Genomic DNA, 18,591 nt, shown 5'->3' on the forward strand with positions numbered 1-18,591 from the left:
CTTCTGCGCCGTGGTGACCGCCTCGGGCACGGTGAGGGTATGCGCGAAGCCCCGCCTCGGCCGGACCTCACCCGACCCTTCCTCAGGCAGGAGGGGTTGCGGGCGGGCATGTCCAAGCACACGCTCGACGGCCCGGAGTTCCGACGTCTCCTCGGGAGCGTCCGGGTGCTGGCGGAGGTGACCGTCACCGCTCACCTCCTCGCGCGGGCGGCTCTGCTGGTCGCGCCGGATGCGGTGGTCAGCCATCACTCCGCGGCTCGGCTCTACGGCGCCGTGGTCCCCGACTCTCCCCGCGTGCACCTCACGATCGGTCGCGCCCAGGATCGGCGGCGCAGGCAGGGGCTGCAGTGGCACGTCGACGCCGCGGCGACCAGCTGCCTCTACCGCGGGATCCGGGTCACGACCGCTGCGCAGACCTTCCTCGACCTCGCGCACGACCTCACCCTCGTGGACCTCGTCGTCCTGGGTGACTCGCTCGTGCACCGCGGGCACGCCAGTCCGAATGCGCTGGTCGAGGCGGCGGAGAGCCGCGGCATACCCCTCGCGCGTCGGGCGGCAGCGCTGGTCCGTCGCGGTGCGGAGTCGCCGATGGAGACCAAGGTCCGGCTGCTGCTCGTGCTGGCCGGCTTCCCCGAGCCCAGGATGCAGGTCGCCTTCGTGGACCGTGGGGGTCAGACCCGCTACCGGCTGGACCTCGCCTATCCCGAGCTCAAGGTGGCGATCGAGTACGACGGGCGGCACCACGCCGCAGACCCCGCACAGTGGGGGCACGACATCTCGCGCCGCGAGTGGCTCGACGACCAGGGATGGCGGCTCGTGGTGCTGCGCAGCCCGGACGTCCACGCCACCCCGTGGGCGACCGTACGGCGCATCGCGGGCATCCTCGCGGCGCACGGCTACGACAAGCCGCTGCCGCCCGTGCCCCCGGCGGCCTTCGCCGAGCACTTCCCGGAGCAGCCGTGGCGCTCGAGTACCTGACCGTCCCGGCGACACACCAGACGCGAACGGCTCAGGTACGCACGTGCGTACCTGAGCCGCTCCGCGCGGGCGCGTCGGGGGGACGGAAGGCCGCGGCGGCACCCCTCAGGTCTCGACGACGGCGCCGAGCGACTCGGCGAGGGCCAGCGCGCCGGCCAGGTCGAGGCGGGCGCCCCGGATCGAGACGTCGGAGAGGTCGGCGCCGACCAGGCTCGTCTCCCGCAGGTCCGCCCCGTCGAGCCGGGCCGAGCGCAGCACCGCGCCGGCGAGGTCGCTGCCGCGCAGCGAGGCCTTGCGCAGGTCGGCCTCGGTCAGGTCGGCCTCGGTGAGCCGCAGGCCGGCCAGGTCCTGGTCGCGCAGGTCGGCACCGCGCAGCGACACGCCCCACCAGGAGCCGCCGGTCACCGTGATCGGTCGCAGGTCGCACCCCGTGAAGCTCGACCCGTCGAGCCGGCACCCCTCGAGGGTCGCGTCGAAGAAGGAGGTGTCGGTGAAAGTGCACGCCACGAAGGCGCTCTGCCGGTGCACCGAGGCGTTGAGCCGGCACCGGTCGAAGGTGCAGTCCGTGAAGCGGGCGCCGGACGTCACCGCCTCGGTGAGGTCGACCTCGCGCAGGACGCAGTCGCGCCACGAGCCGCCGGTGAGCTCGCGGGCATACCAGTCCTCGTCGAGGATCGTGACCCCCGCAACCTCCTCGCCGCTCACGACAGCGGCTGGCAGTCGTTGCCGCAGTCCGTCGCCGACGGCGGCGAGTCCGGCCGGGGGCGGCGGTGGAGCACGGCGTGGCTCGGCTCGACGTGCAGCTCGTCGCCGACCAGGGCCGCCTCGCCGTCGACGATGAGGGTGTAGCCGTCGACCTGCGCCGGCGGCAGCAGCAACGTGACCTGGGGCCGCGCGGGCACGGTGCGCAGCGCGGTGCGACCAGGACGGTCGACGACGAGGACGTCCGCGCGCATGGTCACCTCGACCTCGCCCACGTGCGGCCGGTCCTCGCCCGACAGCAGGAGGTATGCCGTGGGGTGCCGCCCCAGCGCCTCGCCCAGCTCCTCCAGGTCCACCACGATGCTCATGGGGACATCCTGCACCTAGCGTCCGACGGTGAAGCCGTCGGCGTCGAAGGAGAGGGTCAGGGCGTAGCGGTCGGCCCGCACCGTGGTCCGTCGGCACTCGACGGGCGACCCCTGCAGGGTCCCGGTGCGCTCGATGACCAGGCCGGCGGCCGGTGGGTCCACCTCGAGCAGCTCGGCGAGCTCGTCGTCGAGGACGGCGGCGGCGATCCGCTCGTACCCGCCGTCAGGGCGGGCGACGCCGTGCCGCTCCAGCTCCTCGTAGAGCGCGGTCCGGGTGAAGTCCGTGCCGACGAGGTCGCCGGCCAGCGACGCCGGCATCCAGACGCAGTCGTGGGCCAGGGGCACGTCGTCGGCGAGGCGCAGCCGCTGCAGCCCGAAGAGGTCGGTCTGCGGCGGCAGGCCGAGGGCCTGCGCGGCGCGGACCTCGCGGGTCACACCGCAGGAGAGCACCCGGCTCGTCTGCCGCATCCCGCGCGCCTCCACCTCGGCGAACATCGAGTAGAGCCCGCCCAGCGGCTGCTCGATGGTGGTCGCCAGCACCTCGCTGCGCCGGCCCCGGCCCGAGCGCACCAGGCCGGCGGCGCGGATCCGGCGCAGCGCCTCGCGGACGGTATGCCGGGAGACGGCATACTCCTCGCGCAGCTCTCCCTCGGCCGGGAACCCCCGGGTGAACTCGCCCGCCTCCAGGCGCCGCAGCAGGTCCGCGTGCAGCTGTGCCCAGAGCGGCTGTGCGCTGGTCCGGTCGAGTCTCACTCCATCCAGGGTAGCCACGGGAGGTTCACGAGGAGAGGTCACCGTGCCAGGGCCGGGACGACGACCTCCTGCAGGATGATGAACGCCGCCATGACCAGCACGAACCACCCGAACATCGTGCGCAGCCGGTCGGGCCTGATGCGGCCGGCGAGCGGGCCGCCGACCAGGGCGCCGACCACGGCCGCGGCCGTCACCAGACCGGCCGTGGTCCAGTCGATGTGGACCGAGGCGAGGTATCCGCCCAGGCCCGCAGCGGACTTCATGGCGATGACGACGAGCGAGGTCCCCACGGCCACCGGCATCGGCAGGCCGCCCAGGAGGGCCAGCGCCGGCACGACGAGGAAGCCGCCGCCCGCGCCGACCAGGCCGGTCACCAGCCCGACCACCAGCCCCTCCAGGACGACCTGGGGCACGGGGAGGTGGTCGTGCACCTTGCGCGGGTCCACCTCGCGGCGTCCCCGCAGCATGGCGAAGGCCGTGGCGAGCATCATGGCCGCGAAGCCGACGAGCAGCCAGTGGCCCGGCACGTAGGCGGCGAGCCGGCCACCGGCATACGCCCCCGCCATCCCCGCCACGCCGAAGACGAGCCCGGTCCGCCACTGGACCCGCCCGGCCCGGGCGTGCGAGACCGCACCCACGGCGCTGGTCACGCCGACGACGAGCAGCGAGGTGGCGATCGCCTCCTTCGTCTCCATCCCGGCGACGTAGACGAGCAGCGGCACCATGAGGATCGAGCCGCCGCCGCCGAGCAGGCCGAGGGTGACCCCGACGAGCGCGGCGAGGAGAAGGACGAGGACGAGCACGGTCAGCGTCCGGTCAGCTGGGCGACGAGCTGGGCCGGGTCGGTCCCCTTGACCTGGTTGTAGGGCAGCTTGGAGAGCAGCATCCCCATCGCGCAGGTGTTGCTCAGCGCGGCGAAGGTGAGGCCGGCGCCGATACCGCCGGCGACCCACTTAGCCCTCGGGACGACGGTGCTGGTGAGGATGCTGGAGAGGACGATGCCGCCGGCGACGAGCCGGACCTGGCGCTCCAGCTCCCAGCGCTGGGCGCCGCGGACGACCCGCTGGCCCGAGCTCTCCCAGGCGCCCATCCCGCCGCGCAGGACGTGGAGGTTGTCGCTGCCGGCGGCGCTGAGGGTGACGTCGGCCTGCTCCGCCCGGGCGCCGGACCGGCAGACGAGCACGACGTCGGTGTCCAGGTGCCGGGCGATGTCGGCGCGGTGCTCCTTGAGCGTGTCCAGCGGCACGTTGTAGGAGCCCTCGATGTGGGCCGACTCGAACTCGGCGGGGGTGCGGACGTCCAGGACGAGCAGGTCGGCTCCGGCGGCGCGGCGCTCGGCGAGCCACTGGGCGTCGACGGTCGTGCTCGTGCTGGCGGGGGTGTTGCTCACGTTCGCTCCTCGAGTGGTGGGGAAGATGTGCAGGGGTGGTGCTGTTGCACCTGGCAGCAATAGTACGTACATTTAGGTACGCCGCCAAACCGAAGGAGAGAGAGCACCCCTCATGGACGTCACCGTCATCGACACCTCCGCCCTGGGCGACCGGTCCTACCTCGTGCACGACGGCGAGGTGGCCCTGGTCGTGGACCCGCAACGCGACATCGACCGCGTCACCGCAGCCGCAGCGCAGGCCGGGGTGCGGATCACCCACGTCGCGGAGACGCACATCCACAACGACTACGTCACCGGCGGGCTCGAGCTCGCCCGGGCGACGGGAGCGGCATACCTCGTCAACGCCGCCGACCCGGTGCAGTTCGACCGCACCCCGATCAGCGACGGCGAGAGCGTGGCCGTCGGCGGGCTGCAGGTGCAGGCGGTCGCCACGCCGGGTCACACCGAGACCCACCTGTCCTACGTCGTCACCCACGAGGGCGAGCAGGCGGTCTTCTCCGGCGGCAGCCTGCTCTTCGGCTCGGTCGGGCGCACCGACCTCGTCGCGCCAGCCAAGACGACCGAGCTCACGCACGCGCAGTATGCCTCCGTGCGGCGGCTCGTGGGGGAGTCCCAGGACGACGCCGCGCTCTACCCCACCCACGGCTTCGGTTCGTTCTGCTCCAGCGGGCCGGCGACGGGTGCCGAGAGCTCGACGATCGCCGAGCAGCGGGAGCACAACCACGCCCTGACTGACCAGGACGAGGCCCACTTCGTCGAGCAGCTCATCGCCAACCTCACGGCCTACCCGACCTACTACGCGCATATGGGTCCGGCCAACCTCAAGGGACCGCAGCCGGTCGACCTGGCCGTCCCCGAGCCGCTGGACGCCGAGGAGCTGACCCGGCGCCTGGAGCAGGGGGAGTGGGTCGTCGACCTGCGCGAGCGCGTGGCCTTCGCCGATGGCCACCTCTCGGGCGCGGTGAGCTTCGAGTACGGCAACGGGGCCAGCTTCACCACCTTCCTGGGCTGGGTGCTGCCGTGGAACGACCGCATCACGCTGGCCGGTAGCCGGGAGCAGGTCGAGGCCGCCATCCGCGACCTGTCCCGCATCGGCATCGACTCCCCGGACGCCGCGCTCGGCACCGACCCCGCGCAGCTCGCCCCGGACGCCGCCACCGCGTCCTACCCCCGGGTCGGCTGGGAGCAGATGCTCCAGGAGCGCGGCGCGGACGAGGCCGTGCTCGACGTGCGCCGGACCGACGAGTTCGCCGCCTCGCACGTCGAGGGCGCGGTCAACGTGCCGCTGCACGAGCTGCTGACCCGCATGGACGAGGTGCCGACCGGCACCGTCTGGGTGCACTGCGGCTCGGGCTACCGCGCCGGCGTGGCCGCCAGCCTCATCCAGCGTGCCGGTGGCTCGCCGGTCCACGTGGACGCGGGTTTCGGGGATGCCGAGGCCGCGGGCGTGCCCCTCGCGAGCTGAGGTCCAGAAGACGCCGAGAGGCTGCTCCGTCTGCAGGGGAGACGGGGCAGCCTCTCGGCCGTCTGGGGGGATCTGCGGTCAGGCCACGCCCTTGAGCATGCCGTTCCAGTACATCGCGGGCAGGCCGTACTTCTTGAGGTACCACATGTCGCGCCGCGGCCTCGTGGCATCGATGATCGGGAAGGTCGGGGCCGGCTCCATCGAGTAGTCGAACTCGGCCAGCAGCATGGTGCGGCGCGAGGTGGTCAGCGGGCACGAGGCATACCCGTCGTAGGAGGCGGTCGGCTGGCCGCCCAGCATTCGCGCGTGCAGGTTCTCCACCAGGACCGGAGCCTGCTTGCGGATGGCCGCACCCGTCTTGGAGTTCGGCGTGGAGCCGGCGTCGCCCAGCGCGAAGACGTCCGGGTATGCCGTGTGCTGCATCGTGTGCTTGTCCACGCTGACGTAGCCGTCCGGGTTGTCCGCCGCGGCCAGCGGGGAGGCCTTCACCCAGTCGGGCGCCGACTGGGGCGGCACCAGGTGCATCACGTCGTAGGGCAGCGTCCGGTCCGTCCCCTCGCCCGAGAGGTCGGTGACCGTGGCCGTGCGGGCCGCGGAGTCGACCACGGTGACCTCGGACTGGAGGTGGACCGTGATGCCGTAGTCGCGGGCCACCTTCTCCAGCGCCTGCGCGAAGACCGGCACGCCGAACATCCCCGGGGTGGGGAGGACGAGGTGCACCTCGATCTGGTCCAGGACGCCCTGCTGGCGCCAGTAGTCGCAGGCGAGGTAGGCGATCTTCTGCGGCGCTCCCGCGCACTTGATCGGGCCGGAGGGCATACCGAAGACCGCTGAGCCCGAGCGCGTGGTCCGGATGAAGTCCCAGGTCTTCGGGGCCAGGTCGTAGCGGTAGTTGCTGGAGACGCCGTCCTGGCCCAGGGTCTCGGTGAGTCCGTCGATCCGGTCCCAGTCGAGCTGGATGCCCGGCGCCATGACGAGGTACTCGTAGCCGTGGCGCGCGCCGTCGTTTAGGGTCACGACCTTGCTCTCCGGGTCGACGCCGACGGCGCTCGCCCGGACCCAGACGACCCCCTCGGGGATGAGACCCGCCTCGGCCCGCCGGGTCTGGGCGGCCGTGGCGCAGCCACCGCCGACCAGGGTCCACAGGGGCTGGTAGTCGTGCGTCTCGGACGGCTCGATCACCGCGATGCCCTGGACACCCTTGCGCCGCAGGCGTGCCGCGACACTGATGCCGGCCGTGCCTCCTCCCACGATGAGGACGTGGTGGTGCGTGGCGGGCTGGTCCATGGGCTCTCCTCGGTCGGGGGGGCGAGCACTCGGCGTCGTCGCCCGCGGCTCACGCTACCTGATGTACGGACATTTATGGAGGGGTCGTCGATCTCGTGTCGCGCCGTGGGCTGCGACCCGTGCCGGGCGGCGTGCGGCAGGCACGGCACACTGGTCGCCATGTCCGCGCCGTCCGCCCGCACCACCGGCCTGCTCCTCGCCGCGGGGGCGGGGCGCCGCTACGGCGGGCCCAAGGCGCTGGCCAGAAGCGACGGCGAGGCGTGGGTGGTGCGCTCGGCCCGCGCGCTCCTCGACGGCGGCTGCGGCGACGTGCTCGTGGTGACCGGCGCCGAGGCGGACGGGGTCGAGCGGGTGCTCGCCGATGCGGAGGGTATGCAGCGGGTCGCGACGACGTTCTGCGGCACGTGGGAGCAGGGGATGGGGGAGTCGCTGCGTGCGGGCCTGACCTCGCTGGTCTCCCGCGGGCGCACCGTGCCACTGCTCGCCGTCGTGCACCTCGTGGACCTGCCCGATGTCGGCGCCGAGGTGGTCGCCCGGCTCCTCGACGAGGGCGGGGCACGCCCGTCGACGCTGGCGCGGGCGGCATACCGGGGCACGCCCGGCCACCCCGTGTCGATCGGGCAGGAGCACTGGCAGCAGGTGCTCGGCGGGGCGAGTGGCGACGCGGGAGCGCGGGCCTACCTGCGGCGCGCCCGGCCCGCGCTGGTCGAGTGCGGCGACCTGGCGAGCGGGCGCGACGTCGACGAGCAGCAGGGAGGGATCTGATCCGGCGACGGCCGAGCTCAGGGCACCTCGTCCCGGGTCAGGACCGTGACCACCTGTGCGTGCCTCAGCAGGAAGGCGCCCTCGTCGAGTTTCTTGCGCCGCATTCAGCTCGTCAGCTCGGCGTTGCACTTGCTCGCGTTGCACGACCGACAGGCCGGGACGACGTTGCCCAGCGTGTAACGACCACCTCGTCAGACAGGCAGCATCGTGTCCTTCTGCAGCGGGCCGTCGGGGGTCCCGCAGTAGGCGCACCCGCCCCAGGCATCCTTGAGGGCGGACCACTGCTCGCCGCTCAGGTCATGCTCCACCCGCGCCATCCGGACGGCCCGGCGTCGGGCATACCTGGCGTTTCGGCTGCGACTGCGCACACGAGCAGGCTAGGTGCGGCTGCCGGACACCTGGGGAAGACGCGCGGTCAGATCACCAGCTCCGGCGGAGCAGCCCGATCGCCTGGGACAGGTCGAGACCGGCCGCGCGGGCGGAGCGGGCGAAGTCCTCGGCGGCGCCGCGGCTGGGCAGGGCCGGGGCCAGCTCGTCCCGTACCAGGGTGCCGCCGCGACCTCGCGTCTCGACGTGGCCCTCTTCCTCGAGCTGGCGGTAGGCCTTCGCCACCGTGTTGGGGGCGATCCCCAGGTCACCGGCGAGCTGGCGGACCGGGGGCAGCTTCTCGCCCGTGACGAGATCGCCCGCCCGCACGCCCGCGACCACCTGGTCGACGATCTGCTCGAAGACGGGGGCGCCCGAGTCGGGGTCGATCCGGATCAGCATGCGTGGACCGGCCAGACCGAGGCCGGGCCCCTCTGCGTCGCGCTGCTCACGGGCCAACTATGACACCCGAGGGCCGACAAGTGCCCCGCCGTGGACAACCCGCAGCGCGTCGGCGATGCTGGCGCCATGCAGCCCGACCCCCTGACCAGCCCGGACACGCTGAGCGACGCGCTGGCGGAGACGGCATACCTCGCGGACGACGGGCTCGCCACGGTCACCTGGCTGGCGCACACGCTGCAGCGGCCGTTGCTGCTGGAGGGGGAGCCGGGGACCGGCAAGACGGCGCTGGCCGAGGCGATGGCCGATCTCGTCGACGTGCCGCTCATCCGGCTGCAGTGCTACGAGGGGATCGAGGCGAGCCAGGCGCTCTACGACTGGGACTTCCCGCGGCAGATCCTGCACCTGCGTGCCGTCGAGGCGCTCGCGCAGAAGGCGACGGCGGGGCAGCGGGTGGAGGAGCTCGAGGCCGAGCTCTTCGACGAGCGCTTCCTCCAGGCCCGCCCGGTCCTGCAGGCGCTGCGGGCGGCGCCCTGCGTGCTGCTCGTGGACGAGATCGACCGTGCCGACGACGAGTTCGAGGCCTTCCTGCTCGAGGTGCTCTCGACGTGGTCGGTGAGCATCCCCGAGCTGGGCGTCGTCGCCGCCGAGACGCCCCCCTTCGTCGTGCTCACCTCCAACCGGACCCGGGAGCTGCACGACGCGCTCAAGCGCCGCTGTCTCTACCACTGGATCGAGCACCCCGGGCTGGAGCGCGAGCTGGCGATCGTGCGCGCCCGGCTCCCCGAGGTGGAGGAGACCCTGGCACGCGAGGTGGTGACCCTCGTCCAGCAGCTCCGGGACGACGAGACCCTGGTCAAGCCCCCTGGGGTCGCCGAGACGCTGGACTGGGCGCGCGCGCTGACCGCGCTCGGACAGAGCCGGCTGGACCCCGAGGTCGCTGCCACGACGATGGGTGCCGCCGTGAAGTACCGCGAGGACGCAGAGCGGGTGCGCGTCGCGCTCGACCGGATGCTCACCCGCTGAGGGGTATGCCGTGACCGAGCCAGCGGAGCCCTCACCTTCGTGGGGCATCGGGCAGACCCTAGGCGGCTTCGCCCGCGCCTGCCGCGCGGCCGGCCTGCCCGTGACGGCGGACCGGGAGCGGACCTTCCTGCGCGCCTGCGCCGCCACGGGTCTGGGCGACCGGCGGGGGGTCTACTGGGCCGGGCGGGCGACGCTCACCGCCTCCCCGGCGGACCTCGCCGCCTACGACCAGGTCTTCACCGGCTGGTTCGGCGGGCGCCCGATGCACGCCGTCAGCCACGACGAGCCCCCGGCGCCCACGACCGTGCAGGCTTCGTTGGAGGAGCCGGCCGGGGGCGAGGGCCCGGGCGAGCAGGAGCAGCAGGTGGTCCGGGCCGCCGCCTCCGCGCAGGAGGTGCTGCGGCACCGCGACGTCGCCGGTCTGGCGCCGGCCGACCGGGCCGCGCTGCGCCGGCAGTTCGCCACGCTGCGGCCGCGCCCGCCCACCCGGCCGGCGCGACGGCATACCCGGGCGCGACGGGGCGAGGTGGACGGCCGGGCGACGGTGCGCGCGCACCTGCGCAACCTCGGCGAGCCGACGCGGATCCGGTGGCGTGACAAGGCGATGCGCCGTCGCCGGGTCGTGCTGCTCGTGGACGTGTCGGGGTCGATGAGCTCCTACGCCGACGCGCTGCTGCGGCTGGCGCACACCGTCGTGCAGTCCAGCCCGGCCACGACCGAGGTCTTCACCGTCGGCACCCGGCTGACCCACGTGACCCGGGCGCTGCGCGAGCGGGACCCGGACCGCGCCCTGCTCGCGGCGGGGGAGACGGTGCCGGACTGGTCCGGCGGCACACGGCTGGGGGAGGCGGTCGACGTCTTCCTGCGTCGCTGGGGACGCCGGGGCATGGCCCGCGGCGCGGTCGTGGTGGTGCTCAGCGACGGGTGGGAGCGTCAGGCGCCGGAGGCGCTCGGCGAGCAGATGCGGCGGCTGCGCGCGCTGGCGCACCGGGTGATCTGGGTCAACCCGCACCGCGGCAAGGCCGGGTATGCCCCGGTCCAGGCCGGGATCGTCGCGGCCCTGCCGCACGTCGACGAGTTCGTCGCGGGGCACTCCCTGGCCGCCTTCGAGGAGCTGCTGGACGTGATCGCGGAGGCCTGAGACTCGCTCAGAGGACGAACACCAGGACGAGGACCAGCGCAAGCAGACCCCCGGCGGCTCCGATGGCTCCCACGATGAGCCCAACCTTCGTCCAGGTGTCCATCTGCCGCCGCAGGCCCAGCTCGCGGGCGGGACCGGTGATGAGGCGACGCCCGTCCTCGGTGTTGTAGGTGTAGTCGACGACCTTCTCCAGCCCACCGTCGGGCATGAAGGCCCACTCCTTGCGGAAGCCCACGGACTTGACGGTGCCGCGCGTGCGGCTCGCCTGGAAGCTCAGGACCGCCTGCGGGGTCCCGTCGACGCCCGCCTGCCACTCCAGCCCGTAGACGTCGTCGCTGATGGTGTAGCTGTTGCTCGGCTCGTCGACCGCGACGTGATGGACGATGACCTCGCGCACCTGCGCCTGGTGCAGCATGGCCACCCAGCGGGCATCGACGACGTTGCGCCGGACGTCGAACCCCTCCTCGGTGCGCAGGACCTCGTAGCCGCTGCCCTCGGCTGCCCAGCCCACCCGCTCGTAGAACGTCTCTGTGATCCCCATACCCAGGGATCCTAGCCACCGCGCCGCGCTGGAGCGGGACTTCGCGACACAGCCGGGCGCTGCCCGCTCTCACCCGTCGGCGGGTACCTCGCTGCTCGATCAGGACCGCAGGCGCGCGATGCTTCACTCGAGCCCAGGGTGCTGCTGCAGGGTGCCCCTTGCCGTGCCCCACCTCGTGGGCGATGACGGCCTCGAGGTCCTCCTCGCTCAGCACCTCGAGCGCGTGGTGGGTGACGAAGACGTAGCGCAGCTGCGGCAGCACCCCGCTGATGGCGGCGTTGACCACCTTGCCGCCGCGGGACCGGGGTGGTGACCTGCACCCGCAACGTGTCCGGACCGGAGTTGCCGACGACATCGACGTCGACGGCCTCCAGCCGGTTCGACTCCGCGAACTCGCGGACCCGGTCCTCCGTCTCCTCATGCGTCACGTCCTCGGGGGGCACGACGGTCACCTGGTCCCGGGCTCCCGGCTCGTCGCGCAGGATCACCTCGCCGGGCACGTAGTCGGTCCTGGGTGGCGTGGGCCGGCCCGGCGGGCTGGGCCACCAGGAGGGCCCGGGCCAGCACGACGGCCCGAAGAACGGTGGTCGGCAGGGGGGTGGTGGTCATGGAGGGCGCCGCCCCGCACGGCGGTGTGACGGCAAACCGGAGAGATATCAGGTCCGCCCGCGACGTCGCGCCCAACACGGCTCGCCGGCTCGGTAGCGGCCATCACAGTCCCGTGGGAGTCGGCACCCCTCGCGACACCCACGGGACCAGGATGCCGGGGTGCGGCTTGTCACGGTCGCTGACCGCGGCCCCATGCCCTACCGTCCTGGACATGCAGGACGTCCACGGCAGCCGGTCCGTTCCGGGATGAGCACGTCTCACCCCGACGCGGGGGACGACAGGGGACTCGGTCGCACGGAGACGACGGAAGAGCGGATGGACCGCAACTTCCTCGACCTCCTCCAGGAGCTGCGCGTGTTGCAGACCGGCACCCAGATCCTGGCCGGCTTCCTGCTGACGCTGCCGTTCCAGGCGCGGTTCACCGACCTGGAGGCCTACCAGCGCGGCCTCTTCCTGCTCGCCGTGGCCCTGGCCGTGGCCACCACGGCCGTGCTGGTCGCCCCGGTCAGCGCGCACCGGGTGCTCTTCCGGCACCACCTCAAGGAGCAGCTGGTCGTCGTGTCGCACCGGCTGACGCGGGTCGGTCTCGTGCTGCTCGGTCTCACCATGGCGACGGTGCTCTGTCTCATCGTCAGCGTCGTGCTCGACGACACCGCCGGCGTGGTGGCCGCGGTCGTGGCCGTCGTCGTGTTCGGCGGGGTCTGGGGCGCGGTGCCCTACGCCGTGCGGAGGGCCGCGGAGCGCGGCGCGTAGTCCCTGTGGACCCCGCGTGGCACGATCAGACCCATGCGCGATGTCGTGGGCCGGCTGGAGTCGTGGTGGGAGGGCGGCGAGAGCGTCGCCTTGGCCACCGTCGTGGGCACCTGGAAGTCGGCACCCCGCCAGCCGGGGGCCTCGATGCTGGTCGGTGCGCAGGGAGAGGCCGTGGGCTCGGTCTCCGGGGGCTGTGTCGAGGGGGCGGTCTACGAGCTGGGGGAGCAGGTCATCGCCACCGGGACGCCGGTGCTGCAGCGCTACGGCGTCTCCGACGACGAGGCGATGGGGGTGGGGCTCACCTGCGGCGGCATCCTCGACGTCTACGTCGAGCGGGTGTCCCGCGCCGACTTCCCCGAGCTCGGTGAGGTCGCGGCCGACATCGCGCAGGGCCGGCCGGTGGCGGTCGCCACGGTGGTCGCGCACCCGGACCCGGCCCATCTCGGGCGCCGTCTCGTCGTCCGCCCCGAGGGGGGCGTCACGACCGGCAGCCTGGGGAGCGGCCGCGCCGACGACGCCGTCACCGACGACGCCCGGGGCATGCTCGCGCAGGGCCGCACGGCGACGCTGGAGTACGGCCCCGACGGCGAGCGTCGCGGCGAGGGTATGCGCGTCTTCGTCGCGTCCTACGCGCCGCGACCGCGCATGCTCGTCTTCGGCGCGATCGACTTCGCGGCGGCCGTGGCGCGCATGGGTGCCTTCCTCGGCTACCGCGTCACCGTATGCGACGCCCGACCGGTCTTCGCCACCGCCTCGCGCTTCCCCGAGGCCGACGAGGTCGTGGTCTCCTGGCCGCACCGGTATGTGCAGGAGCAGGTCGCCGCCGGCGCGCTCGACGAGCGGACGGTGGCCTGCGTCCTCACGCACGACCCGAAGTTCGACGTCCCGCTGCTGGAGGTGCTGCTGGGGGAGGGGGCGCCCGACCTCGCCTACGTGGGCGCCATGGGCTCGCGCCGCACCCACGAGGACCGACTGGCCCGGCTGCGCGAGGCCGGCGTCACCGACGAGCAGCTGGCCCGGCTGCGCAGCCCGATCGGCCTCGACCTGGGTGCCCGCACGCCCGAGGAGACGGCCGTGAGCATCGCCTCGGAGATCATCGCCCTGCGTTGGGGCGGCCGCGGGGAGCCGCTGCGCGAGACCGAGGGCGAGATCCACCGGCATACCGCCTCGGACCTGCGCATTTAGGGTTGCCAACCATGCCCGAATACGGGTGAGGCACGCTGTCCGCTCATCTGTTGCAGGGCGTCCTGCGCCACGGCAGGATCGACAGGGACAGTGACGTCCCGACCGCCCGATGGAGGGCTGCATGAAGATCACCGTGAAAGTCGACGGCACCACCTACACCGACGACGTGGAACCGCGCACCCTGCTCGTCTTCTACCTGCGCGAGACCCTGGGCAAGACCGGCACCGTGGTGGGCTGCGACACCAGCAACTGCGGGGCCTGCACCGTCCTCATGGACGGCCGCAGCGTGAAGTCCTGCAACGTCCTGGCGGTCCAGGCGGACGGCCACGAGGTCACGACCATCGAGGGCCTGGCCGAGGGCGAGTCGCTCACCCCCGTGCAGGAAGCCTTCCGTGACTGCCACGCGCTGCAGTGCGGCTACTGCACGCCCGGCATGATCATGCAGGCGACCGACCTGCTCAGCAGCAACCCGAGCCCCACCGAGGCGGAGGTCCGCACCGGCATGGAGGGCAACCTGTGCCGGTGCACCGGCTACCACAACATCGTCAAGGCGGTCCTGCAGGCCTCGGGTCAGGGCAGCACCACCGGAGGTGAGCAGTCATGACCGCGGTCGACGACAGGCCCCAGGCCGAAGCCGCGCACGAGGTCGGCAGGGACCGGCGGCGCAAGGAGGACCAGCGGCTCATCACCGGCCGCACGAAGTGGACCGACAACCTCCAGCTGCAGGGGATGCTGCACCTGGCCATGGTCCGCAGCCCGGTCGCGCACGCGCGGATCACCGGCATCGACACCAGCGCCGCGCAGGAGGCGCAGGGCGTCATCGCGGTGCTCACCGGCGAGGACGTCAAGGACCTGCAGGGCAGCCTGCCCTGCGCCTGGCCCATCACCGAGGACCAGAAGGCCCCGGACCACCCCGCGATCGCCGTCGACCGGGTCGCCTTCTCCGGCGAGGTCGTGGCTGTCGTGGCCGCCCGCTCCGCCGCGGCGGCCCGCGACGCCGCCGAGCTGGTGGACGTCGACTATGAGGACCTGCCCGCGGCGCTGGAGCTCAAGGCGGCCGCCGCGGACGAGACGCTGGCCCACCCCGACCTCGGGACCAACCTCTCGGCCACCTGGGTCTTCGACTCCGCCGAGGCCGGCACCGGCAGCAGCGTCGAGGACGCCATCCGGGACGCCGAGGTCGTCGTCGAGCGCGAGTTCCGCCAGCAACGGCTCATCCCGTCCTTCATGGAGCCGCGCTCCACGGTCGTCGACCCGACCGGCGAGCAGTTCGTCATGTGGTCCGCGACCCAGGTCCCGCACATCCTGCGGCTCATGCTCGCGATGACCCTGGGTGTCGACGAGAGCAAGGTGCGCGTCATCGCCCCCGACGTCGGCGGCGGCTTCGGCGGCAAGCTCCAGGTCACCCCCGAGGAGATCATCACCTTCCTCATGGCCCGCAAGACCGGCAGGCCCTGCAAGTGGACCGAGACCCGCAGCGAGAGCCTGCTGGCGGCCCACCACGGGCGCGACCAGTGGCAGAAGCTCACCCTCGCGGCCAAGAAGGACGGCACCGTCCTCGGGCTCAAGGTCGAGCTCCTCGCCGACATGGGGGCATACCTCGGTCTGGTCACCCCGGGCGTGCCGATCCTCGGCGCCTTCATGTTCAACAGCATCTACAAGTTCCCGGCCTACCACTTCTCCTGCACCAACGTCTTCACCAACAAGACGTGGACCGACGCCTACCGCGGCGCCGGGCGGCCCGAGGCCACCTTCGCGATCGAGCGGATCATGGACGAGCTCGCGCTGGAGCTGGGGCGGGACCCGATGGAGGTGCGCGAGCAGAACTGGATCACGCACGAGGAGTTCCCCTTCACCACGGTCTGCGGGCTGGAGTACGACTCGGGCAACTACGAGGCCGCCACCGAGCGCGCCAAGGAGCTCTTCGGGTATGACGAGCTGCGGGCCGAGCAGCAGCGTCGCCGGGACAGCGGTGACCGGGTGCAGCTCGGGCTCGGCATCTCGACCTTCACCGAGATGTGCGGGCTCGCGCCCTCGCGGGTGCTGGGCTCGCTCAACTACGGCGCCGGCGGCTGGGAGCACGCCTCCGTGCGCATGCTGCCGACGGGCAAGGTCGAGGTCATCACCGGGTCCTCCGCCCACGGCCAGGGCCACGAGACGGCGTGGAGCCAGATCGTGGCCGACCAGCTCGGCGTGCCCTTCGAGGACGTCGAGGTGCTGCACGGCGACACCCAGATCAGCCACAAGGGCCTGGACACCTACGGCTCCCGCTCCCTCGTCGTCGGCGGTCAGGCGGTCATCAACGCCGCCAAGAAGGTGATCGAGAAGGCGAAGCCGCTCGCGGCATACCAGCTCGAGGCCAACGTGGACGACCTGGAGTTCAGCGACGGGAAGTTCACCGTCAAGGGCGCCGGGTCCGACCAGGAGGGCATCGGGCTCGCCGGCCTGGCGCTCGCCGTCTTCGCCGCGCACGACCTGCCCGAGGGCATGGAGCCGAGCCTGGACGCGGACGCGACCTTCGACCCGGTCAACTTCTCCTTCCCGCACGGCACGCACCTGTGCGCGATGGAGGTCGACACCGAGACCGGCGCCACCAAGATGCGGTCTTACGTCTGCGTCGACGACATCGGCAACGTCGTCAACCCGCTCATCGTCGAGGGGCAGGTGCACGGCGGGCTGGTGCAGGGCATCGCCCAGGCGCTGTGGGAGGAGGCGGTGTACGACGAGCAGGGCACCCTGGTCTCCGGCTCGTTCGTCGACTACACCCTGCCGACGACGGCCGACACCATCAACTTCGTCACCGACCGGACCACCTCGCCGGCGACGTCGAACGACCTCGGGGTGAAGGGCGTGGGCGAGGCCGGCTGCATCGCCTCGACGCCCGCCGTCGTCAACGCCGTGCTCGACGCGATCCGGCAGTACGGCGTCAAGGACATCCTCATGCCGTGCACCCCGGAGCGGGTGTGGCGGGCCATCCAGGACGGCCAGGCCGGGGCGGACACCCCGACCGCAGAGGACGCCGCGGGCCACTTCGCCCAGGGCGAGCCCAACCAGGACCCGCCCGGACCCGCCGGGGTCACGGGCACGACCACGACGACGCAGGAAGGCGGTCAGGCATGATCCCCCCCGAGTTCGACTACGCCGCACCCGCGACGGTGGAGGAGGCGCTGGCCCTGCTCGCCGAGCACGGCGACGAGGCCAAGGTCATGTCCGGCGGCCAGTCGCTGCTGCCGGTGCTCCGCATGCGCCTCAACGCACCGGGCATCGTCGTGGACATCTCCCGGATCGAGGAGATCAAGGGCATCACCGACACCGGTGACGCGATCCGGATCGGGGCGGGGGCGACATACCAGGACGTCCTCGACTCCGACCTGATCAGCGAGCACCTCGCGCTGCTCCACACCGCGCTCACCGAGGTCGCGGACGCCCAGATCCGGCATCGCGGCACGGTATGCGGGGCGCTCGTCCACGCCGACCCGGCCGGCGACGTCGGGGCGCCGGTCCTGGCGCTGGAGGGCCGCATGGTCATCCAGGGGCAGGACGGCGAGCGCACGGTCGAGGCCTCCGACTTCTTCGTCGACCTCTTCGAGACCGCGGTCGGCGAGGACGAGCTGCTCGTCGCGGTCGAGATCCCCAAACACACCGGCTGGGGCGCGCACTACGAGAAGTTCGTGCGGGTCTCCCACCAGTGGGCGATCATCGGTATCGCGGCGGCGGTGCGCGTCGAGGGTGGCACCATCGCCGAGGCGCGGGTGGGCCTGACCAACATGGGCGCCACCCCGCTGCGGGCCACCGCGGTGGAGGAGGCGCTCGTGGGCAAGGAGGCGACCGAGGAGGCCGTCGCCGAGGCGTGCGCCCAGGTGGGCGAGGGCACCGACCCTCCCTCGGACCTCAATGGCCAGGCCGACTACCGCAAGCACGTCGCCGGGGTGCTCACCCGCCGCGCCGTGCTGGCAGCTGCCGGGGCGTGACGCGATGGCGATGGAGCTGCACCACACCTTCACCGTCGACGCACCACCGGAGCAGACCTGGGCGCTGCTGACCGACCTGGAGCAGGTCGGCGGGTGCTTCCCGGGCGCGACGGTGACCTCGGCGACCGAGGAGGAGTTCACCGGCAACGTCAAGGTCAAGCTGGGTCCGATCGGCGTGACCTACCAGGGCGAGGGCAAGTTCCTCGAGCGGGACGACGAGGCCCTTAAGGCGGTGATCGAAGGTCTCGGCAAGGGGCTGCGCGGGTTGGGCAATGCCTCGGCGACGGTGACGCTCCAGCTCGAGCCCGAGGGATCCGGCACCAAGGCCGACGTCACGACGTCGATGAACATCACCGGCAAGCCGGCGCAGTTCGGCCGGGGCGTCATGCAGAGCGTCTCGGACAAGCTGCTCGGGCAGTTCGTCGAGTGCATCGAGGGCAAGCTCACGTCGTGAGGCGACCATGAGCGAAGGACCGGGGTCCGAGCCGGTGCGTGCCGACGGCATGCACCGGCTCGGCGCGCCTGCCAGTGGCCAGGACGCGTGGCAGCGGGCACGCTCCACGTGCTCGGCGTGCGGGACCGTCGGCCTGCTCGACGAGGGCTTCCTCGACGACACCGGGGAGGGTGCTCGCGGATATGTCCGCTGGGTCGCCGGGGCCCGTGACACCGGCTTCTTCGGCGGCCTGGGCTCGCTCGGCGCCCAGCGCTTCTTGGTCCGGGCCTTCCGGTGCCGTGAGTGCCGGCACCTCGAGCTCTTCGCCGAGGACCAGGAGTAGGACCAGCCGCTCACCGCGCTCTCCCCACCCCGGTGAGGACGGGTGCGGCTGGACCGATCCTCCCCGGCATACCTCCCCACCCCGGTGAGGACAGGTGCGGTTGCACCGATCCTCCC

The 18,591-nt window shown here is 72.6% G+C and carries 21 protein-coding genes and 1 pseudogene; 12 read left to right on the forward strand and 10 right to left on the reverse strand.

What is annotated here, in order from left to right; all coding sequences use genetic code 11:
• The first annotated feature begins 39 nt into the window (after nt 1–39).
• The gene (locus tag SGUI_RS01525; RefSeq protein WP_157621689.1) at nt 40–978 is read left to right on the forward strand and encodes a DUF559 domain-containing protein; all 939 of its coding nucleotides are present in this window, start codon (nt 40–42) and stop codon (nt 976–978) included.
• Between the two features lie 105 nt (nt 979–1,083).
• On the opposite strand, the gene SGUI_RS01530 is transcribed toward SGUI_RS01525, so the two are convergent.
• From SGUI_RS01530 to SGUI_RS01550, 5 genes are read right to left on the reverse strand one after another with little or no spacing between them, the layout of a single operon-like run.
• Complete coding sequence (locus tag SGUI_RS01530) at nt 1,084–1,683, reverse strand: pentapeptide repeat-containing protein (protein WP_066635385.1); 600 nt, start codon at nt 1,681–1,683, stop codon at nt 1,084–1,086.
• Complete coding sequence (locus SGUI_RS01535; RefSeq protein WP_066635387.1) at nt 1,680–2,048, reverse strand: hypothetical protein; 369 nt, start codon at nt 2,046–2,048, stop codon at nt 1,680–1,682. The genes SGUI_RS01530 and SGUI_RS01535 overlap by 4 nt, the downstream gene beginning before the upstream one ends.
• A gap of 15 nt (nt 2,049–2,063) precedes the next feature.
• Nucleotides 2,064–2,801, reverse strand: a complete 738-nt coding sequence (locus tag SGUI_RS01540; RefSeq protein WP_191090933.1) for a GntR family transcriptional regulator — start codon at nt 2,799–2,801, stop codon at nt 2,064–2,066.
• A gap of 38 nt (nt 2,802–2,839) precedes the next feature.
• Nucleotides 2,840–3,610, reverse strand: a complete 771-nt coding sequence (locus tag SGUI_RS01545; protein WP_418314014.1) for a sulfite exporter TauE/SafE family protein — start codon at nt 3,608–3,610, stop codon at nt 2,840–2,842.
• Entirely contained in the window at nt 3,607–4,191 is a 585-nt protein-coding gene (locus SGUI_RS01550; protein WP_066635391.1) for a rhodanese-like domain-containing protein, read from the reverse strand. Before SGUI_RS01550 ends, SGUI_RS01545 begins: the two co-directional genes overlap by 4 nt.
• 112 nt (nt 4,192–4,303) lie before the next feature.
• On the opposite strand from SGUI_RS01550, the gene SGUI_RS01555 reads away from it, so the two are divergent.
• Nucleotides 4,304–5,656: an MBL fold metallo-hydrolase gene (locus SGUI_RS01555; protein ID WP_066635394.1), complete on the forward strand. Its 1,353-nt coding sequence runs from the start codon at nt 4,304–4,306 to the stop codon at nt 5,654–5,656.
• 78 nt (nt 5,657–5,734) lie between these two features.
• Here the strand turns inward: SGUI_RS01555 and SGUI_RS01560 are convergent, their stop codons facing one another.
• A complete protein-coding gene (locus SGUI_RS01560) occupies nt 5,735–6,943 on the reverse strand; it encodes an NAD(P)/FAD-dependent oxidoreductase (protein WP_066635397.1) in 1,209 nt (402 codons plus the stop codon).
• A gap of 159 nt (nt 6,944–7,102) precedes the next feature.
• Between SGUI_RS01560 and SGUI_RS01565 the strand changes: the two genes are divergently transcribed.
• Nucleotides 7,103–7,708, forward strand: a complete 606-nt coding sequence (locus SGUI_RS01565; RefSeq protein ID WP_066635400.1) for a nucleotidyltransferase family protein — start codon at nt 7,103–7,105, stop codon at nt 7,706–7,708.
• A 191-nt stretch (nt 7,709–7,899) separates the two neighbouring features.
• On the opposite strand, the gene SGUI_RS18330 is transcribed toward SGUI_RS01565, so the two are convergent.
• Nucleotides 7,900–8,076 carry a hypothetical protein gene (locus SGUI_RS18330; protein ID WP_335675526.1) on the reverse strand — a complete coding sequence of 59 codons (177 nt, stop codon included), beginning with the start codon at nt 8,074–8,076 and terminating at the stop codon, nt 7,900–7,902.
• 52 nt (nt 8,077–8,128) lie between these two features.
• Nucleotides 8,129–8,476, reverse strand: a complete 348-nt coding sequence (locus SGUI_RS01575; protein ID WP_157621690.1) for a GntR family transcriptional regulator — start codon at nt 8,474–8,476, stop codon at nt 8,129–8,131.
• A 126-nt stretch (nt 8,477–8,602) separates the two neighbouring features.
• On the opposite strand from SGUI_RS01575, the gene SGUI_RS01580 reads away from it, so the two are divergent.
• Both SGUI_RS01580 and SGUI_RS01585 read left to right on the forward strand, forming a co-directional pair.
• On the forward strand, nt 8,603–9,499 hold the full coding sequence (locus tag SGUI_RS01580) for an AAA family ATPase (RefSeq protein ID WP_066642583.1): 897 nt from the start codon (nt 8,603–8,605) through the stop codon (nt 9,497–9,499).
• A gap of 10 nt (nt 9,500–9,509) precedes the next feature.
• On the forward strand, nt 9,510–10,640 hold the full coding sequence (locus SGUI_RS01585) for a vWA domain-containing protein (protein WP_066635408.1): 1,131 nt from the start codon (nt 9,510–9,512) through the stop codon (nt 10,638–10,640).
• Nucleotides 10,641–10,647: 7 nt separating this feature from the next.
• On the opposite strand, the gene SGUI_RS01590 is transcribed toward SGUI_RS01585, so the two are convergent.
• Nucleotides 10,648–11,181: a hypothetical protein gene (locus SGUI_RS01590; RefSeq protein ID WP_066635411.1), complete on the reverse strand. Its 534-nt coding sequence runs from the start codon at nt 11,179–11,181 to the stop codon at nt 10,648–10,650.
• Nucleotides 11,182–11,398: 217 nt separating this feature from the next.
• Nucleotides 11,399–11,602: pseudogene (locus SGUI_RS18375) on the reverse strand (hypothetical protein); the annotation flags it as partial.
• Between the two features lie 503 nt (nt 11,603–12,105).
• On the opposite strand from SGUI_RS18375, the gene SGUI_RS01600 reads away from it, so the two are divergent.
• The 7 genes from SGUI_RS01600 (at nt 12,106) to SGUI_RS01630 (ending at nt 18,475) form a co-directional block, all read left to right on the forward strand.
• Nucleotides 12,106–12,543, forward strand: coding sequence for a DUF6328 family protein (locus SGUI_RS01600; protein WP_157621691.1), 438 nt, complete (start codon nt 12,106–12,108; stop codon nt 12,541–12,543).
• A 33-nt stretch (nt 12,544–12,576) separates the two neighbouring features.
• Entirely contained in the window at nt 12,577–13,728 is a 1,152-nt protein-coding gene (locus tag SGUI_RS01605; protein ID WP_066635420.1) for an XdhC family protein, read from the forward strand.
• 121 nt (nt 13,729–13,849) lie between these two features.
• Nucleotides 13,850–14,332 carry a (2Fe-2S)-binding protein gene (locus tag SGUI_RS01610; protein WP_066642586.1) on the forward strand — a complete coding sequence of 161 codons (483 nt, stop codon included), beginning with the start codon at nt 13,850–13,852 and terminating at the stop codon, nt 14,330–14,332.
• Nucleotides 14,329–16,848 carry a xanthine dehydrogenase family protein molybdopterin-binding subunit gene (locus SGUI_RS01615; protein WP_066635423.1) on the forward strand — a complete coding sequence of 840 codons (2,520 nt, stop codon included), beginning with the start codon at nt 14,329–14,331 and terminating at the stop codon, nt 16,846–16,848. The genes SGUI_RS01610 and SGUI_RS01615 overlap by 4 nt, the downstream gene beginning before the upstream one ends.
• Nucleotides 16,845–17,699: an FAD binding domain-containing protein gene (locus SGUI_RS01620; RefSeq protein ID WP_066635426.1), complete on the forward strand. Its 855-nt coding sequence runs from the start codon at nt 16,845–16,847 to the stop codon at nt 17,697–17,699. Before SGUI_RS01615 ends, SGUI_RS01620 begins: the two co-directional genes overlap by 4 nt.
• 10 nt (nt 17,700–17,709) lie before the next feature.
• Nucleotides 17,710–18,153, forward strand: coding sequence for an SRPBCC family protein (locus SGUI_RS01625; protein ID WP_083190794.1), 444 nt, complete (start codon nt 17,710–17,712; stop codon nt 18,151–18,153).
• A 7-nt stretch (nt 18,154–18,160) separates the two neighbouring features.
• On the forward strand, nt 18,161–18,475 hold the full coding sequence (locus SGUI_RS01630; RefSeq protein ID WP_202816598.1) for a hypothetical protein: 315 nt from the start codon (nt 18,161–18,163) through the stop codon (nt 18,473–18,475).
• The last annotated feature ends 116 nt before the right edge of the window (nt 18,476–18,591 follow it).

It is taken from the genome of Serinicoccus hydrothermalis (assembly GCF_001685415.1).
GTDB classification, from domain to species: Bacteria; Actinomycetota; Actinomycetes; order Actinomycetales; family Dermatophilaceae; genus Ornithinicoccus; species Ornithinicoccus hydrothermalis.